This is a genomic window from Curtobacterium sp. PsM8, assembly GCF_030433875.1.
Lineage (GTDB): Bacteria > Actinomycetota > Actinomycetes > Actinomycetales > Microbacteriaceae > Curtobacterium.
The window spans coordinates 60,844-77,583 of record NZ_JARUXD010000008.1 but is presented as its reverse complement, the minus strand read 5'-3'; the positions used below and the strand labels follow the sequence as shown (position 1 = coordinate 77,583).

Annotated in this window: 15 protein-coding genes and 1 pseudogene; 11 read left to right on the top strand and 5 right to left on the bottom strand. The window is 73.3% G+C overall.

Annotated elements, in window-relative coordinates; genetic code table 11:
- Positions 1-43: 43 nt before the first annotated feature.
- On the bottom strand, positions 44-553 hold the full coding sequence (locus tag QCD68_RS03255) for a mycothiol transferase (RefSeq protein ID WP_301222004.1): 510 nt from the start codon (positions 551-553) through the stop codon (positions 44-46).
- A gap of 26 nt (positions 554-579) precedes the next feature.
- On the bottom strand, positions 580-1,110 hold the full coding sequence (locus QCD68_RS03250) for a MarR family winged helix-turn-helix transcriptional regulator (RefSeq protein ID WP_301222003.1): 531 nt from the start codon (positions 1,108-1,110) through the stop codon (positions 580-582).
- Positions 1,111-1,369: 259 nt separating this feature from the next.
- On the opposite strand from QCD68_RS03250, the gene QCD68_RS03245 reads away from it, so the two are divergent.
- The 4 genes from QCD68_RS03245 (at position 1,370) to QCD68_RS03230 (ending at position 7,650) form a co-directional block, all read left to right on the top strand.
- Positions 1,370-1,963 (top strand): hypothetical protein, encoded by a 594-nt coding sequence (locus QCD68_RS03245; RefSeq protein WP_111074930.1) that lies wholly within the window; start codon positions 1,370-1,372, stop codon positions 1,961-1,963.
- A gap of 78 nt (positions 1,964-2,041) precedes the next feature.
- Positions 2,042-3,337 carry a S24/S26 family peptidase gene (locus QCD68_RS03240; protein ID WP_301222002.1) on the top strand — a complete coding sequence of 432 codons (1,296 nt, stop codon included), beginning with the start codon at positions 2,042-2,044 and terminating at the stop codon, positions 3,335-3,337.
- A 63-nt stretch (positions 3,338-3,400) separates the two neighbouring features.
- Positions 3,401-4,570: an exonuclease SbcCD subunit D gene (locus tag QCD68_RS03235; RefSeq protein WP_301222001.1), complete on the top strand. Its 1,170-nt coding sequence runs from the start codon at positions 3,401-3,403 to the stop codon at positions 4,568-4,570.
- Positions 4,570-7,650: an AAA family ATPase gene (locus QCD68_RS03230; protein WP_301222000.1), complete on the top strand. Its 3,081-nt coding sequence runs from the start codon at positions 4,570-4,572 to the stop codon at positions 7,648-7,650. Before QCD68_RS03235 ends, QCD68_RS03230 begins: the two co-directional genes overlap by 1 nt.
- Before the next feature lie 68 nt (positions 7,651-7,718).
- Here QCD68_RS03230 and QCD68_RS03225 read toward each other — a convergent pair whose 3' ends face one another.
- Complete coding sequence (locus tag QCD68_RS03225) at positions 7,719-7,895, bottom strand: hypothetical protein (RefSeq protein WP_181439253.1); 177 nt, start codon at positions 7,893-7,895, stop codon at positions 7,719-7,721.
- The gene (locus tag QCD68_RS03220) at positions 7,892-8,698 is read right to left on the bottom strand and encodes a class E sortase (protein WP_301221999.1); all 807 of its coding nucleotides are present in this window, start codon (positions 8,696-8,698) and stop codon (positions 7,892-7,894) included. The genes QCD68_RS03225 and QCD68_RS03220 overlap by 4 nt, the downstream gene beginning before the upstream one ends.
- A 134-nt stretch (positions 8,699-8,832) precedes the next feature.
- Here QCD68_RS03220 and QCD68_RS03215 point away from each other — a divergent pair, with 134 nt between their 5' ends.
- The gene (locus QCD68_RS03215; protein WP_301221998.1) at positions 8,833-9,336 is read left to right on the top strand and encodes a GNAT family acetyltransferase; all 504 of its coding nucleotides are present in this window, start codon (positions 8,833-8,835) and stop codon (positions 9,334-9,336) included.
- Positions 9,337-9,384: 48 nt separating this feature from the next.
- Here the strand turns inward: QCD68_RS03215 and QCD68_RS03210 are convergent, their stop codons facing one another.
- Positions 9,385-10,341, bottom strand: a complete 957-nt coding sequence (locus tag QCD68_RS03210) for an EamA family transporter (RefSeq protein ID WP_301221997.1) — start codon at positions 10,339-10,341, stop codon at positions 9,385-9,387.
- Between the two features lie 36 nt (positions 10,342-10,377).
- Between QCD68_RS03210 and QCD68_RS03205 the strand changes: the two genes are divergently transcribed.
- The 6 genes and pseudogenes from QCD68_RS03205 to QCD68_RS03180 all read left to right on the top strand — a co-directional run.
- Positions 10,378-11,562 (top strand): CPBP family intramembrane glutamic endopeptidase, encoded by a 1,185-nt coding sequence (locus QCD68_RS03205; protein WP_301221996.1) that lies wholly within the window; start codon positions 10,378-10,380, stop codon positions 11,560-11,562.
- A gap of 9 nt (positions 11,563-11,571) precedes the next feature.
- Positions 11,572-13,431, top strand: a complete 1,860-nt coding sequence (gene recQ, locus QCD68_RS03200; protein ID WP_301221995.1) for a DNA helicase RecQ — start codon at positions 11,572-11,574, stop codon at positions 13,429-13,431.
- Between the two features lie 73 nt (positions 13,432-13,504).
- Positions 13,505-14,245: a lysophospholipid acyltransferase family protein gene (locus QCD68_RS03195; RefSeq protein ID WP_301221994.1), complete on the top strand. Its 741-nt coding sequence runs from the start codon at positions 13,505-13,507 to the stop codon at positions 14,243-14,245.
- Between the two features lie 100 nt (positions 14,246-14,345).
- Entirely contained in the window at positions 14,346-14,777 is a 432-nt protein-coding gene (locus QCD68_RS03190; RefSeq protein WP_301221993.1) for a hypothetical protein, read from the top strand.
- Positions 14,778-14,786: 9 nt separating this feature from the next.
- Entirely contained in the window at positions 14,787-15,782 is a 996-nt protein-coding gene (locus QCD68_RS03185; RefSeq protein WP_301221992.1) for a M23 family metallopeptidase, read from the top strand.
- A gap of 113 nt (positions 15,783-15,895) precedes the next feature.
- Positions 15,896-16,714, top strand: a pseudogene (locus QCD68_RS03180) (NAD(P)-dependent oxidoreductase); the annotation flags it as partial.
- Positions 16,715-16,740: the final 26 nt, after the last annotated feature.

The following is a 16,740-nucleotide window of genomic DNA, read 5'->3' as shown; positions in this document are numbered from 1 at the left end:
GGCCCGGTACCAGCTGGTACCGGGCCTCCCGTCCGTCTGTGCGTCAGCGGTTGAAGAACAGCACCCCGCGCGCGTAGCCGGCCTGTCCGGCGTGCTGGACGCAGTCGTCGAGGATGCTGACGAGGCGGACGCCGACGGTCACGGGCGGGTCCCAGGCCTCGTCGACGACCGTCTCGAAGTCGTCTGCCGACAGGGTGTGCAGGTAGGCGACGGTGCGCTCGTGCACCGCGCCGAGGTAACCGTTCAGGAGCTCGGCAGACGCGCGGACACGACCGACGTCGTCACGGGACATGCCGTACCCGAGCGCCTCGGCGGGGAACGGCAGGCCGAACCGCTCCACCCAGCCGTCGGCGGTCCAGACCTGCTCGGAGTCGGCGAGGTCGGCGATCTGGGAGTCCTGCCCGCGCGCGATGTGCCAGGCGAGCCAGGCGAGCGTGTTCGCACCGGCGGCCGGGCGGGAGGCGAGCTGGTCCTCCGACAGGCCGTCGACGGCACGCCCGACGGTCTCGGGGACGCGGGAGAAGGCTTCGACGAGGAGTTCGGCGGGGGTCATGTCCCCGACGCTACGCCCGCCCGGGTTCAGACGCTGGTGGCTCCGGAGTGACGCTCGAGTGCCGTGCCGAACAGCGAGAACTGCGTCGCCAGTCGAGCGCGGTCGGCCGGGGCGACGACCTCGCGGACCGCAGCCGACCAGACCGCGCTGATCTGCTGCGCGACGGCCGCACCCGAGGGGGTGAGGTGCAGCAGCACGCTCCGGCGGTCGGTGGGGTTCGGGCGCCGCTCGAGGTGTCCGTGCCGCTCCAGACGGTCGATGAGCGAGGTGGTCGCTCCGGTCGAGAGCCCGAGGTACTCGCCCGCCTGCTTCGGGGTGGCGCCGCCGGTGGCCGTCTCGAGGAAGAACACCAACCGGGTGTCGGTGGCGTTGAGTCCCCGGGCGGCGCTCTCGCGGGTCAGCACCCGTGCGTTCTGGGTCTGGAAGCGACGGAACGCTGCCATCAGGTCGGTGAGGTCGTCGCCGTCCCCGGTCGCCGCGACCACGGGTGAGATGGGGGCCGCACCGGGGAGCGGGGCGGCGAGGAGGAACGGGCGCTGCGAGGGGGTTTCCGACATGCGGGGGAGGAGCTCTTCTCGGGCGAGGGCGAGGGCGGGTGCGGGTGCTGACGGAGGGCCGCGAGGCGGACGCCGTGCTCGTCATCATCCGCTCGGGCCGGTGCCCCGTCCACCCCCAGGAGAGGGGGTGTCCCTCTCCTTGTGAGCAGCACGCCGGCAAAGTAACTTGACCGTCGTACCACCTCGGCACGTAGCGCGACCAACCACCGCGGGCCCGGCCGGACCACCGATCAGACAACTTCTCCTCAGGAGCACCGCCATGTCCTCTGTCACGCCTCGTGCTGCCCGCCTCGCCGCCTGGATCGCCATCCCGGTCGCCCTCATCGCCTCCGGCGCCGTCGTCTCGACGGCCTCCTACTCCGCCTTCTCGGCGACGACCGTCAACCCGACGAGCAACTGGAACGCGGGCAGTGTCGCCCTCTCCGACGACGACTCAAACACCGCGCTGTTCAACGCGACCGCGCTGAAGCCCGGGTCGACCGGCTCCAACTGCATCACCGTCACGTCCACCGGCACGCTGCCGTCCGCGGTGAAGCTCTACGGCACCGGTGCGGCGACGACCAACGCACTGTCGGGCTCCATCAACCTCACGGTCGAGCAGGGCACCGGTGGCGGCTTCGGGTCGTGCACCAACTTCGTCGCCGCCACGACCGGCGGCACGGTGTTCTCCGGCACCCTCGCGTCGTTCGGCTCGTCGAAGACCGACTACTCGACCGGGGTGGGCTCGTGGGCGCCGAACGGTGCCGGCACGCAGGTCTACAAGATCACGTACACGGTGCCGACCAGCGCGCCGAGCTCGGTCATGGGCGGCACCGCTTCGCTCGGGCTCACCTGGGAGGCCCAGAACTCCTGACGGGTCGAGAACTCCTGAGCGGACCGGCGCCCCGGCGTCGGACCCCGCACCACACACAGGCCCCGGTCGGAGGCAGTCATGGTGAGCAGCGAAGTCAGCGGTGGGTCCACCCCGCAGACCCGTGCCCGTGTCGCCCTCGACTGGGGCCGTGTCGTCGTCGCGACCTGCGCACGCGGCGTCGTCGTCACCCTGCTCGGACTCGCGCTCTGGGCCGCGGCACCCGCCGCCATCGGCTGGTCCCCGACCACCGTGATGACGGGCTCGATGGCACCGCGGCTGATGCCGGGCGACGTCGTCGTGTCCCGCCCGGTCGCGTCCGACCAGGTGAAGGCGGGGCGTGTCCTGCTCGCGGACGACCCGGACCAGGACGGGCTCCTGCGGATGCACCGGTACGTCAGTGACGGCCCGGAGCGCACGATCATCACCAAGGGCGACGCGAACCCGCAGTCCGACTCGACGCCCCTGCACCGCTCGGCCGTGCACGGGGTCGGGTACCTCCGGATCCCGTACGTGGCCGCGCCGATCGTGTGGGTCCGGACCGGCGAGTGGGCCCGGGTCGCGGTCGTCGTCCTCGGCTTCGTCGGTCTCCTCGCCCTCTGTCGGGCCGACGGGCGGATCCGGCGACGCAGCGAGGCAGCGGCAGTCGGCAGCGACGAGCCGGACGGGCCCGGTGGGCCGGACGGCCCTGGTGGACCCGCCGGGCCTGGTGACGACGCCGGCGGACCGGGCACGCGCGCACGGGGCGGACGGGAGGCGCGGCACCGTGCCGCCACGGGCCTCCCGTCCGGCGAGTCCCACCGGACCGCGACCGTCGCCGGCTCCGGTGCCGCCCCGGGGCGGCGGGCGGCACGGGTCCAGGCCGCGGCGCAGCACCGGAAGCGACAGCGACACTTCCGCCGGGGCGGCGGCGTCGCCGTGGTCGTGACGGCAGCGGTGGTCGCGGCGCTCCTGCCGGGGGCCGCGGTCGCCGCGCCGTGGACCGCACGGACGGTCAACCCGGGCGTGCAGCTCGCGACGCTCCGTCCCACCGTCCTCTCGTCGTTGAAGTGCACCTCGAACACCTCGCCCCTGGGTGTGAAGACCGCCACGGTCTCCTGGGTCGCGACCGGTGGTGATGCGCCGGTCCGAACCGAGCTGATGAGCGGCTCCACCGCCGTGGCCGGCGTCACCGGGACCACCGCGTCAGCGACGGGGACACCGCAGTCGTTGACGCTGACGGGCGGCAGCGGGCTGTCGCTCGGGGGCTCCACCGTCCTGATTCTGCGCGCGGACTACGGCGCAGGATGGACGGTCGCCGCTCAGGGCACGACCACGGTCACGGTCCGGACCTTCACCATCGCCGGCATCGGCGCCGCCGCGGAGTGCGTCGCCTGACCGTCCTCCACCGGTCCCGCACGGCGTCCCGGGATGTCCGCGGGGGCCGTTACCGTGGCTCGCATGCGGATCCTGCACACGGGCGACTGGCACCTCGGACGCACGCTGCTCGGTGCCGACCTGCTCGAGCACCAGGCGGTGTTCCTCGACCACCTCGTGCAGGTGGTGAGCGATCGCGCGGTCGACCTCGTGGTCGTCGCCGGCGACGTCTACGACCGGGCGATCCCCCCGGTCGAGGCCGTCCGGATGCTCTCGCACGTGCTCGAACGGCTGTCCCGGACCGCGACGGTCGTCGTGACGCCGGGCAACCACGACTCCGCGGTCCGGCTCGGGTTCGGCGCCGGGGTGATGAGCGATCGCGTCCGGATCCTCGCCGAGCCGTCCCGTCTGGCGGAACCGGTGCTCGTCGACGCCGACGACGGGGGCGGTCCGGTCGCCGTGTACGGCCTGCCCTACCTGCAGCCCGACATGGTCCGGTACGCGCTCGCGCCGGTGCCGGACGAACCCCTCGCTCGCTCGCACCAGGCCGTGGTCGGGGCCGCGATGGACCGGGTCCGCGCCGACCTCGCCGGCCGTCCGGGCACCCGCTCGGTCGTCGTCGCGCACGCGTTCGTCGGCGGCGCCCTGGCCAGCGACAGCGAGCAGGACATCCGCGTCGGCGGGGTCGACCGTGTCGCCGAGTCCACCTTCGACGGCATCGACTACGTCGCCCTCGGACACCTGCACGGCCCGCAGCGGGTCGGGGCCGGGGACCGCATCCGGTACGCGGGCTCGCCACTGGCGTTCTCGTTCGGCGAGCGGAACCACACCAAGTCCGTGACGCTCGTCGACCTGGCGGCGGACGGCACGGTCACCGTCGAACTCCTGCCGACCCCGGTGCCCCGTCTCCTCGTGGACGTCCGCGGCACCATCGAGCAGATCGAGTCCGGGGTGTTCGCCGAACACGTCGACGCCTGGGTCCGCGTCGCCGTGACCGACACCGTGCACCCCGAGCGGCTGTACGCCCGCGTGAAGGACCGCTTCCCGCACGCGCTCGCGATCACGCACGAGCCCGCCGACGCCCCGGAACGCTCCGCCGCCCGCGCGGTGAGTGCGACCAGCGACCCGGTGGAGGTCGCCGCGGACTTCGTCACCTACGCCACCGGCGGTGCTCCGGACGACGTCGAGCTCGCGATCCTCCGCGACGCGTACGAATCCGCGGCCGCCGCCCTCGCCGAGCAGGGGGCACGCTGATGTACCTGCACCGCCTGGAACTCCGTGCCGTCGGGCCGTACCCGGACCTGGTGTCGATCGACTTCGCGTCCCTGGCCGCTTCCGGGGTGTTCCTGCTCGAGGGGCCGACCGGCTCGGGCAAGTCGACCATCATCGACGCCGTCGTCTACGCCCTGTACGGCGGGCTCGCGGGCAGCGACGCCAGCACGGACCGCCTGCACAGCCAGCACGCCGACCCCGCGGTCGAGCCGTTCGTCGACCTGGTGTTCGAGACGACCGCCGGCGTGTACCGCGTCCGCCGCACCCCGCCGTACGACCGCCCGAAGCAGCGGGGGACCGGCACGATCCGGCAGCAGTCCTCGGCGCAGCTGGTCCGCCTGGCCGATCCGTCCGACCTGGTCGGCGAACCGATCTCGCACCGGGCGCCGGAGATCGGCGTCGAGATCGCCCGGGTCATCGGGCTGAACCGTGACCAGTTCCTGCAGACCGTGGTCCTGCCGCAGGGTGAGTTCCAACGGTTCCTCCGCGCCCCGGGCGAGGACCGCCGGAAGCTCCTGCAGTCCTTGTTCGGCACCGCGATCTACGACCGGACCGCCGACGAGCTCGCGGCCCGACGCCGGACAGCCGTGGCGGAGGTCGAGGCCGCGGACGCTCGGGTGCGCGACGCCCTCGGGCGGTTCCGGCAGGCGTCGGGGGACGACGACGCCGACGAGTCGACCGCACCGGACGTCGTCGCGGGACTGCGGGGGACCGCCACCGAACGCGAACAGGCCCGCACCCGGGCACGTGCCGACGCCGAACACGCCGTCGCCCACCTGCACGACGTGACCACCCGGCTGGCCGCCCTCGACCGGCGACGCGGACTGCTCGCCCGGCAGGACGCCCTGGCGGCGGACGCTCCGACGATCGCCGGACACCGGACCGCCCTGGGCCTCGCCGACCACGCCGCCGTGGTCGTGGCCGTCGCGGACGGCGCCGCCGCTGCCGAGGACCGCCTGACCGCGCTGGTCGGAGAACGCTCGGCCGTCCGCGACCGGCACGAGGTCACCGACCACTCGCCCCGGGACACGCACGACCGACTCGCCGCGGTCCGGTCCGAGGTCCGCCACCCGGTCGACCTCGAGCAGTCCCTCGACCAGCGTGCCGCCGCCGTGCAGTCGGCGACGGCCGACCTCGAGCGGACGCAGACACGGCTCGCCGAGGCCGCCACCGCGCTCGCGGCACGTCCGGACGAGCGTGCCGCGATCCTCCTCGACGCCGAGCGGTCCGCCGAGGCCGCGGCCGACACCGGCGCTGCCGAACGCGCGGTCGAGACGGCCCGAGAGCTGGCGGGTCTGCTCGCCGCGCGTGGGGTCGCCGCTGAGCGGACGTCGGACCGAGCCGCCGCGGTGACGGCCGCCGCCACCCACGCCTCCGCCGCCCTCGCCACCGAGAACGACCTGCGCGCCCGACGCATCGCCGGACTCGCCGGTGAGCTCGGCGCCGCGCTCGTCCCCGGTGACCCCTGCCCGGTGTGCGGTGCCATCGAGCACCCCGCCGTGGCACGACCGCAGGACGACCACCCGAGCGCCGAGCAGATCGACGCCGCCGCGGTGGCACGCGCCGACGCCGAGCGGGCCCTCGCCGCCGCGACGGCCGACCACGCCGTGGCTCAGGCCGAACTCGTCCGGCTGACCGAAGCGGTCGGCGAGCACGACGACGACTCGGTGGCCCGGCAGCATGCTGATGCCGACGCACGACTGGCCGCCGCCCGTGCCGCGGCTGCCGCGGTGCAGGAACACGAACGACGGCTGCAGGCCCACGACCACGCCACCCGTGCGCTCGAGGACGACCACACCGACCTGGTCACCCGGAGCCGGCTGCTCGCCGACCGGATCGAAGGGGACCGATCCCGCCTGGGCGAGGACCGAGCCCGGGTCGACGAGGCCCGGCAGGCCGTCCGCGCCGTGCTCGAGCACGCCGTCACCGCGGGTGCCGCCGCCGAGGCCCGGGCCGCGGCGGACCTCGACGCCGAGCCGACTGCCACCCTCGCCGAGGTCGTGGCGCGGGTCGACGTCCTCGTCACGGTCCTCCGCACCGTCGCCGACCTCGACGACCGGGTGACCGCCGCCGAGCGGGACGTCGCCGACCGCAAGGCCGAGGTCGACGCCGCACTGCAGGCCCAGGGCTTCACGGACGTCACCGCCGCCCGGACCGCTGCGCTCGGGCGCGCGGACGCCGACCGGTTGCGGGCACTCGTCGCGGCGGCCGACCGTGAGCAGGCCGTCGTGGAGGCGGGGCTCGCCGAACCCGCGGTGGTCGCAGCCGCGGCTGATGCAGACGCAGCAGCCGCCGCTGCCGATGCAGCCACAGCAGCCGCCGCGGTCGATGCACTGGCCGTGCTCGACCGGGACGCCGCGCAGGCCGCACGGGACGCTGCAGCCGCCGCCCTCGACGACGCGACCCGGGCCGCTGCCGCCGCAGCCGACCGGGCGATCGCGGCCGAGAAGTGCGCCACCGAACTGTCACGAGCCGTCCGCGCCCGCGACACCACGAGCGCCGAGAGCCGGGCCGTGGTCCGCCTCGCCGACATCGCGGCAGCGAACACGAACGTCAACCCAACCGGGATCACCCTCGGCACCTACGTGCTGATGCGCCGCTTCGAGGACGTCGTCGCCGCGGCCAACGACCGGCTGCGGGCGATGCTCGCGGGCCGGTTCACCCTCGAGACGTCCGACGAGCGGGAATCCGGAAACCGGGCCCGTCGAACCGGGCTCGCACTCGCCGTCCGCGACCACCTGACCGACAGCACGCGGGACCCGCGCAGTCTGTCCGGCGGCGAGACCTTCACGTTCTCGCTCTGCCTGGCGCTCGGGCTCGCCGATGTAGTGCAGGCCGAGGCCGGCGGGGTGTCCCTCGGCACGCTGTTCGTCGACGAGGGCTTCGGCACGCTCGACCCGGAGACGCTCGACGACGTCATCGGCCAGCTGTCCCGCCTGACCGCCGGCGGACGCCAGGTCGGCATCGTCAGCCACGTCGAGGAACTCAAGCAGCGGATCCCGGAGCGGATCGCGGTGCGCCGAACCCCCGAGGGCGGTTCGCGCGTGACGACGACCGTCTGACCAGCGGGAGCGGTCAGACGGTCGTCACACGGCACACCGGCACCCGGGTGTCAGGGGTGTCAGGGGCGTCAGGGGTGCGGCGTCGAGTCCACGGTGCCGTCGGGCGGCGGCAGGATGTCCGCCGCGATCCACGGGAACACCCACGTGAAGAGCACGAACACGATGGCGACGAGCAGCACGAGCAGCTCGAGCACCTTCAGTGCGGTGGGTCCGGGCAGCACGCGCCAGACGAGGGGGAAGATCACTTGGCGGCCTCCGTCAGTTCCTTCGGCGTGCCGTCGGACGCCTGCATCCAGTAGTCCATCTTCGCGTGCACGATGTACCGCTGGGCGGCGGACCACATCGGGTGGCAGGCGGTCAGGGTCAGCCAGCGGTCCTCGGCGGACGGTGCCACGCCGGGCTTGTTCGGGACCGGGGCGATGGTCTCGATGTGGTCGGGCGTGACGATCTGACTGTCGGTGACCTTGTAGACGTACCAGACATCGAACTTCGTCTTGGCGTCGGTGACACGGACCACGATCGGGTCGCCGGGCTTGAGGTCGGCGATCTGGTTGAGCGGCTTGCCGTACGTGACACGGTGGCCGGCGACGGCGAAGTTGCCCTCGGCGCCGGGCATCGCGGTGTCCTGGTAGTGGCCGAGTCCGATGGTGTTGAGGACCTTCTCGCGGTCGGTGCCCTCGCCGATGGGACGGTTGTAGTCCGACCCGAAGCGCGGGATCTGCATCGTCCCGAACACCGTCGACAGCCCCGGCGGTTCGCTGAGGACGGGAGCGGCGTCACGGCGCTCGGTGCCGACGATCTTCTTCGGCTCCGGCTGGTCGAGCGTCTGCACGAGCTTCGACTGCTCGTTCACGGCGACGACGTCGGTCCACCAGGCGGTCCAGACGACGTACAACCCGGTGCCGGCACCCGCGATGATGAGGAGTTCGGCCAGCAGGGCGACGAGCGCGCCCCCGACCGTCTGCCGTGGTCGCCGACGTCGGGGCCGTTCGGTGCCGTCGTCGTCGCGGGCATCGTGCCGCGACGGCATCGTGTCGTGAGAGGTCACAGGGGCTCCGGATCGGTGAGGTCGGCGCAGTAGGTCTATCAGACCACGACGACGGCCCGCTGCGGGCGTCTTCCACAGCCCGGTCCCGAATCGGTGATCGATCCTCAGCCGTCGTCCTCGCTACCGTGGTGCGGATGGAGACCGTGATCCGTCCGTTCCGCCCCACCGACACCGAGGCCGTCGTCGCGCTCTGGGAGTCGTGCGGCCTGGTCCGCCCGTGGAACGACCCCCGCCGCGACATCGCGCGGAAGGCCACGGTGCAGCCGGAGCTCTTCCTGGTGGCGACCGACCGGGAGGCCGTGGTCGCCGCCGGCATGGCCGGTTTCGACGGGCACCGGGGCTGGGTCAACTACCTGGCGGTGTCGCCGGACCGGCAGGGGAGTGGACTCGGTCGTCGCCTGATGGCCGAGTTCGAGCGGCTGCTCACCGACCTCGGGTGTCCCAAGGTCAACCTGCAGGTCCGCGCCGGCAACGAGCAGGTCATCGCCTTCTACGAGGCGCTCGGGTACGCCGACGACCACACGGTCTCGCTCGGCAAACGCCTCATCTCGGACGACGGTGCCGACGCCCCCGAGGACGCCCCCAGCGACGGCCGTTCCGACGCCCGCACCGGCCCCGGGACCGACGCCGCGTCCTGAGCCGATCCGCAGGAGGACTGTCAGGCACCTCGCGGTGGACCCGGTCGGTCAGGACACCGCGAGCCCGACGGACGCGGCGAACGCCAACACGATCCCGGTCGTCTGCAAGGCGGTCAGCCGTTCGCGCAGCACGATGCCGGCGAGCACCACGGTGCCGATCGGGTACAGCGCGTTGAGGACGCTGATCACCGGCAGGGTCGACGGGTCGTCGCTCGAGTGCAGGCCGGCCTGGATGAACACGTTCGCCATCGCGTCGAACACCCCACAGCCGATCACCACGAACACGAGGGCCCGCGCGGGCCGCACCCGCCCGGGCTGCACCCGACCAGGCCGTACCCGCCCGGCCACGGGGCGGACGTCCGGCGTCGTCGTGGTGGCGGGCGTGCCTCCCGGCCGTGTGCCGACCCGGCCACCCAGCCGCAGGGTGACGAGGGCCGCCGCACCGAGCAGCACGACCTGCAGTGTCCGGGCGACCAGCAGGGTCGCGACGCCGGAGTCGGGCGGCGAGGCGTCGTACCCGAGCACGACCCCGCCGAAGCCGCACCCGGCGACCGCGGCGGTGACGACCCCGCGGAGGGTGAGGCGGGCGCCTCCCGGATCGGGGACCGCGGCGACGAGCACCACGGCGACCACCGCGACCACGAGCGCGACCACCCCGAGCGGGGACAGCACGGTGCCGCGGACGAGCGCGACGACGACCGGGACGACCGCGGAGAAGACGGCGGTGAGCGGGGACAGCACGCTCATCGGGCCGATCGCGAGGGCCGCGTAGAGCAGGAGGACGCCGACCGCGCCGGACAGGCCAGCCACCACGCCGGCAACGACGGCCTGCTCGGAGAACCGACCGCCGAGGACCGCGAAGCCGACCAGCAGCGGGACCAGGCCGACCAGGGCCGCGACGGCCGCGACGCGCACCGGGCGGACGCGGCGGGACGCCAGCCCGCCGAGGAAGTCGGCGGCCCCGTAGACGAGGGCGCCGCCCAGGCCGAGCAGCACGGTGATCACGGGTCCCATCCTGCCCGCACCGGTACTCTGCACGGCGTGAGCGTTCCCTACCACCGGTTGCCCCGTGTCGATGCGAACTGGCGGTGGTGGCGGCCACTGGTCGCCGTGGCGGTGTTCCTCGGCTTCTACCTGGCGTCGCAGATCGTCATCGCGATCGCGTACTTCGTGCCGATCGGCGCGCAGCGCGGACCGGCCGGGCTCACCGACCTGACGGAGAAGCTCTCGTCTGGCGCGCTCGACCCGACCGACCCGCTCATCCTGTCGCTGACGCTCGTGTCGCTCGTGGTGCTGCTGCCGGCGATCATGCTGTCCACGAAGATCGCCGGGCTCGGCCCCTACGGGCTGCTGTCGTCGGTCCGGACCCGGGTCCGCTGGGGCTGGCTCGGCTGGTGCCTGCTGCCGCTCCTGGTGCTCGCGGTCGTGATGTTCCTGTTCCAGGGCGCCGGGTACATCGCGACCGACGGGGGCCTGCACTGGAACACCGCGGAACTCGGGCAGTCGACCGTGACCCTGCGGACGCTGACCCTGACGATCCTGCTGGTGGTCCTGCTGGTGCCGTTCCAGGCCGCGGCCGAGGAGTACGTCTTCCGCGGCTTCCTGATGCAGACGATCGGCTCGTGGATCCCGCTCCGTGCGGTCGGCGCCGTCGTCGCGGTCGCGGTGTCGACCGTGCTGTTCGCCGTCCTGCACGTGCCGAACGGCTACAACATCTGGGGCATCCTGGACGTCGGCTCGTTCGGGCTGGTCGCAGCCGTCATCGTGCTGCGGACCGGAGGGCTCGAAGCCACGGTCCTGCAGCACGCGCTCAACAACATCATGATCTTCGTGCTGCAGGCCCCGGGCTGGTCGCAGGTCGACCTGACCGGCGAGGGGTCGCAGGGCAGCTGGCAGGGGTTCGTCGTGACGCTCGGCACCTCGCTGCTCTACTGGGCACTCGTCGAGCTGACGGCGTGGTGGCGGAAACTCGACCGCCGGTTCCCCGGGCAGGAGGCGCCCCGGTTCCGTGGGCAGCCGCCGCTCTGGGCGGGTGGCCGGCAGTGGCTCCGGCCGGGAGGCGCGGGCTGGTCGGGTGCGCCGGCGCGCGGACACGAGGCGAGCGCCTCCGAGGCGGGCGCCTCCGAGACGGGCGCGTCCGGCGGCCCGGGGCTGGTCGGGGCGGGTGCGGGCGGGCCGGTGGCGTCGGCTGTGGACAAGTCCGGTGGTGTCGGCACGCGGCCGTAGGCTCGTCGCATGAGTTCGAGTGGTGTCGCTGCGCCCGGAACCGAGGCAGCTGGGCCCCGGTCCGCTGCGCTCGACGTGCTGCACCGGGTCTGGGGCTACGACGCCTTCCGCGGGGAACAGGCCCAGATCATCGACCGAGTGGTCGCCGGTGGGGACGCTCTCGTCCTGATGCCGACCGGCGGCGGCAAGTCGCTCTGCTACCAGGTGCCCTCGCTCGTCCGCGACGGCATCGGGGTGGTCGTCTCCCCGCTGATCGCCCTCATGCAGGACCAGGTCGACGCCCTCGCCGCCAACGGTGTCCGAGCCGCGTTCCTCAACTCCACGCAGGGACCGGACGAGCGCGCCCGGGTCGAGCGGGACATCGTCACCGGCCAGGTCGACATGCTCTACCTGGCGCCCGAACGACTGAAGATCGAGTCCACGCGCTCCCTGCTCGACCGGGCCCGGATCGCGCTCTTCGCGATCGACGAGGCGCACTGTGTGGCGCAGTGGGGGCACGACTTCCGCCCGGACTACCTCGAGCTCAGCGTGCTCCACGAGCGCTGGCCGGACGTCCCCCGCATCGCGCTGACGGCCACCGCGACGCCGCAGACCCACCGCGAGATCTCGGCCCGGCTCGGGCTCGACGACGCCGCGCACTTCGTCGCCGACTTCGACCGGCCGAACATCCAGTACCGGATCGAGCCGAAGACCGGCGCGATGCAGCAGCTGCTGACGTTCATCCGCACCGAGCACAGCGGGGACGCCGGCATCGTCTACTGCCTGTCCCGCAACTCGGTCGAACGCACCGCGGCGGCCCTCGTGCAGCAGGGCATCGCCGCGCTGCCGTACCACGCGGGTCTCGACGCCCGGGTGCGCGAGCGGAACCAGGCGCAGTTCCTCCGCGAGGACGGCATCGTGATGGTCGCCACCATCGCGTTCGGCATGGGCATCGACAAGCCCGACGTCCGCTTCGTCGCGCACCTCGACATGCCGAAGTCGGTCGAGGGCTACTACCAGGAGACCGGGCGTGCCGGGCGTGACGGGCTGCCCTCCACCGCATGGCTGGCGTACGGCCTGAACGACGTCGTGCAGCAGCGCCGCATGATCGACCAGTCCGAGGGGGACGCCGCGCACCGCCGGCAGCTCAGCGCGCACCTCGACGCCATGCTCGCCCTCTGCGAGACGATCGAGTGCCGCCGGGTGCGCCTGCTCGCGTACTTCGGGCAGGAGTCGACGGCGTGCGGCAACTGCGACACGTGCCTGGCGCCGCCGGAGTCCTGGGACGGCACGGTTCCCGCGCAGAAGCTGCTCTCCACCATCGTGCGGCTCGACCGCGAGCGCGGCCAGCGCTACGGCGTCGCGCACCTGGTCGACATCCTCACCGGCAAGCAGTCGCCCCGCGTGACCGAACTCGGGCACGACTCCCTGGCCACGTTCGGCATCGGGCAGGACCTGTCCGACGCCGACTGGAAGGCCGTCGCCCGACAGCTGTTGGCGCAGGGGTACGTCGCGGTGTCCGGCGACGGGTACGGCACGCTCGTCCTCAGTCCGACGAGCGCCGAGGTGCTGGCCGGTCGGGTCGAGGTCCGGATGCGCCGCGACCCCGTGAAGACCCCGCGTGCCGGGCGGAGCCGTCGCACCGCCGTGGTGTCGGACATGCCGCAGGAGGCGATGCCGCTGTTCGAGTCGCTGCGGCAGTGGCGTGCCGGGCAGGCGCGCGAGCAGGGGGTCCCCGCGTACGTGGTGTTCAACGACGCCACCCTGCGTGGGATCGCCGCGGTGAGGCCGGCCGACCTCGACGAGCTGTCGGAGATCTCGGGCGTCGGTGCGGCGAAGCTCGAGTCCTACGGGCGGGCGGTCCTCAGCGTCGTGGCGGCCGCCGTCTGACCCATGCCGCTCGGGGCATGTCGCCCCCGAGCCCGTCATTACACTCGGTACCTCCCGCCCACCAGGAGGCCGTGTGTCCCGTTCGACGAAGCCCGCCACCGTGCTCGGGCGCGCCGTGGTGGCGCCGCTCGCACGACTGCTGTGGCGGCCACAGGTGGTCGGTCGGAAGAACGTCCCGAAGCGCGGTGCGGTGATCCTGGCGAGCAACCACCGGTCCTTCATCGACTCCCCGACGATCACGCTCCTGGCGCCGCGCAAGGTGTCGTTCCTCGCCAAGCAGGAGTACTTCACCGGCACGGGCTTCCGCGGTGCGGTCTCTCGCGCGTTCTTCTCCGGCATCGGTGCGATCGGCGTCGAGCGGGGTGCCGGAGCCGCCGCGCAACAGGCCCTGGACCTCGGGCTCGCACGACTCGAGGCGGGTGAGGCGTTCGCGATCTACCCCGAGGGCACCCGGTCGCTCGACGGTCGCCTCTACAAGGGCAGGACCGGGGTGGCCTGGCTCGCCCTGACGAGCGGGGCGCCGGTGGTCCCCGTCGCCCTCACCGGTACCGAGCACGTGCAGCCCGTCGGGTCGCGGATGCCCCGGCTGGCCCGGGTGCGGATCGAGTTCGGCGAGCCGATGGACCTGTCCGGCTTCGGCGCCGCGAGCTCGGGCCGTGCGCGGCGTCAGGCGACGGACGCGGTGACGGCGGCGATCCAGGCCCTGAGCGGGCAGGAGCCGGCCGGCGTCTACAACGAGCCGCCGACGACGATCGTGGAACGGGTCAAGCGGATGCTGCACCACGACGACCGCGGGGACGCGCAACCCGACTGACGCGCACTATTGCATATGTGAAATACGCATACTATGCTCGATCCGGCTCGTCGGGATCAGCATCGACGGGTCGCCCGAATCCGCCAGGGAAAGGCCCGTCATGTCCTCCACGCCCCTCTTCGACGCGATCGCCCGCCGCAGTGCGCAGTCCGGCGCTGCTCCGTCTTCCCCGATCGCCACGCCTGCCCGGACCGCCGCGCCCACCACGATCGCTCCGTCGGCCTCGACCGCGCCGGCAGTCCGTCTCGACGCACCGGCTGGTCTGAGCGTGCCCAGCGCCGACCTGGCCGCGGTCCACGGTCCCGCGTCCTCCGTCCCGTCGTCGCCGCTCGCCGTCGTCCCCGCGGACCTGGTCGAGATGATCGACGGGATCCCCGCGAGCCTCCGCGCCTCCCTCGCCCGTGAGCACGTCGTCTGCCAGGAGCAGCTGCCCCTGGTCGAAGCGGTCGTCGACGCCGTGACCCGCGCGGTCGTCGACGCCGTCGCGATCGAGGTCGAGCGGATCGTCGCCAGCGGCGTCGTCCGCGGCTGAGCCGGCGACGTGTCGTCGTCCATCCCGGTGCAGTACGGGTCCCGTCGGGCCCGTCGCACCGCAGAGGCCCTCCCGAACGCCCGCCGACCGCACGCCGGTCGATCGGACGCCCGCCGACCGCACACCGGTCGACCGGACGCCCACCGACCGCACGCCGGCCGACCGGATGCCAGCCGGCCGCAGGCCCACCGATCGGGCGCCCGTCGTTCCAGCCTCCGTGCACCGCGACGATCGGCGGGGAGCGCCGCGCACCGGCCGACGAGCCGGCCGCACCGCCGGTTCCGGCCCGGGGTCGCGCTGACGGTCTCACTCGTCCGGGCGTCGATCGTCGCCGCGGCGCACGACGTCCGACAGCACTGCTGGGCCCGTCGTGGCCTCGCACTGACGTCGATCGCCCTCGCGGCCTGCCTGGTCGTCACCGACACCGCGCCCCGCTCGGCGATCGCCGCCCCGATCGAGATCCGCGCCCCGGGGCCGCTGAACCAGGACTTCCGGGTGCACGGGACCGCCCCGGACACCACGGCCCGCGCGGACTTCACCGTGGTGGGACGGACCACCGACGGGGTGGTGCTCGCCCGGACGCCCGGGTCGACCGTCGCCGTGGCCCGTCCGGTCGCGGGCACGATCCCCTCGGCCGGCAACTTCGGTGGTCGGAACGTCGCCGGGTGCGCCGCGTGTTCGACGAGTCACCAGGGCACGGACTTCGCCGCCGCGAGCGGGACACCCGTCGTCGCCGTGATGTCCGGCACCGTCGAGTCCGCCGGGGTGTTCGGCGGCTACGGCAACCAGGTGCTGCTCCGGCACCCGGACGGCACCGAGACGCGCTACGGCCACCTCTCGGTCATCGGCGTCCGACCCGGTCAGACGGTCGGGGTCGGGGAACGCATCGGCGCGGTCGGCAGCACCGGGGTGTCGACCGGCCCGCACCTGCACTTCGAGGTGATCCTGGGTGGCCGTCCGGTCGACCCCGAACCGTGGCTCGCCGCGCGGGGTCTCCTGCACTGACGCGCGTCGTCCGAGTGCCCTCCACAGGGTCGGCCGGTGCTGCGTCGTCGCCCCGGGAAGCCGCGTAGCGTCGACGTCGTCGTGGCACGGAGCCACGCGGTGAGGAGACCACGGTGCGCGTGTCGGTGTTGGGAACCGGAGCGATGGGAGCAGGCGTCGCACAGTCGCTGCTCCGAGTGGGGCACGACGTCACGGTGTGGAACCGCACCGCAGACCGCACCCGGCCGCTCGGCGAGCACGGTGCGACGGTCGTCACCGACGCTGCCGAGGCGGTGTCCGGAGCGCAGGTCGTCCTGCTGACCCTGTTCGACACCGACGCGGTGGTCGACGTCCTCGAGCACGCCGCGGGCGACGCTCCGGAGGACGCCGTCTGGGTGCAGGCGTCGACGATCGGGGTCGCCGGCACCGAGACCGTCGTCCAGCTCGCCGCGAAGTACGGCATCACCCTGGTCGAGGCGATGATGCTCGGCACCAAGGCCCCGGCCGAGCAGGGCAAGCTCACGATGCTCGTCGCTGGTGCGGACGAGCCGGTGTCGCTCGTCGGCCCGGTGCTGGACGCGGTCAGCGCGAAGGTCGTCCGGGCGGGCGACCAGGTCGGACAGGGCACGGCGCTCAAGCTCGCCGCCAACGCGTGGATCGCGTCGATCACCGCTGCGACCGGGCAGTCGCTCGCCATCGCCCGCGCGCTCGGACTCGACCCGCAGCTGTTCCTCGACGCGATCGACGGATCGGCCAGTGACTCGACGTACGCGCACACCAAGGGTGCGGCGATGATCGCGGGGGAGTACCCGGCGCAGTTCGCACTCGACGGCCTCCGCAAGGACATCGGTCTCATCACGGATGCGGCACGGGACTCGGACGTCGACACGACACTGCTCGACGCCCTCGGACGCGTCTACGCCGAAGCCAGCGCGGCAGGACACGGCGGCGACGACAAGTCCGGAGCGACATCAGGTCC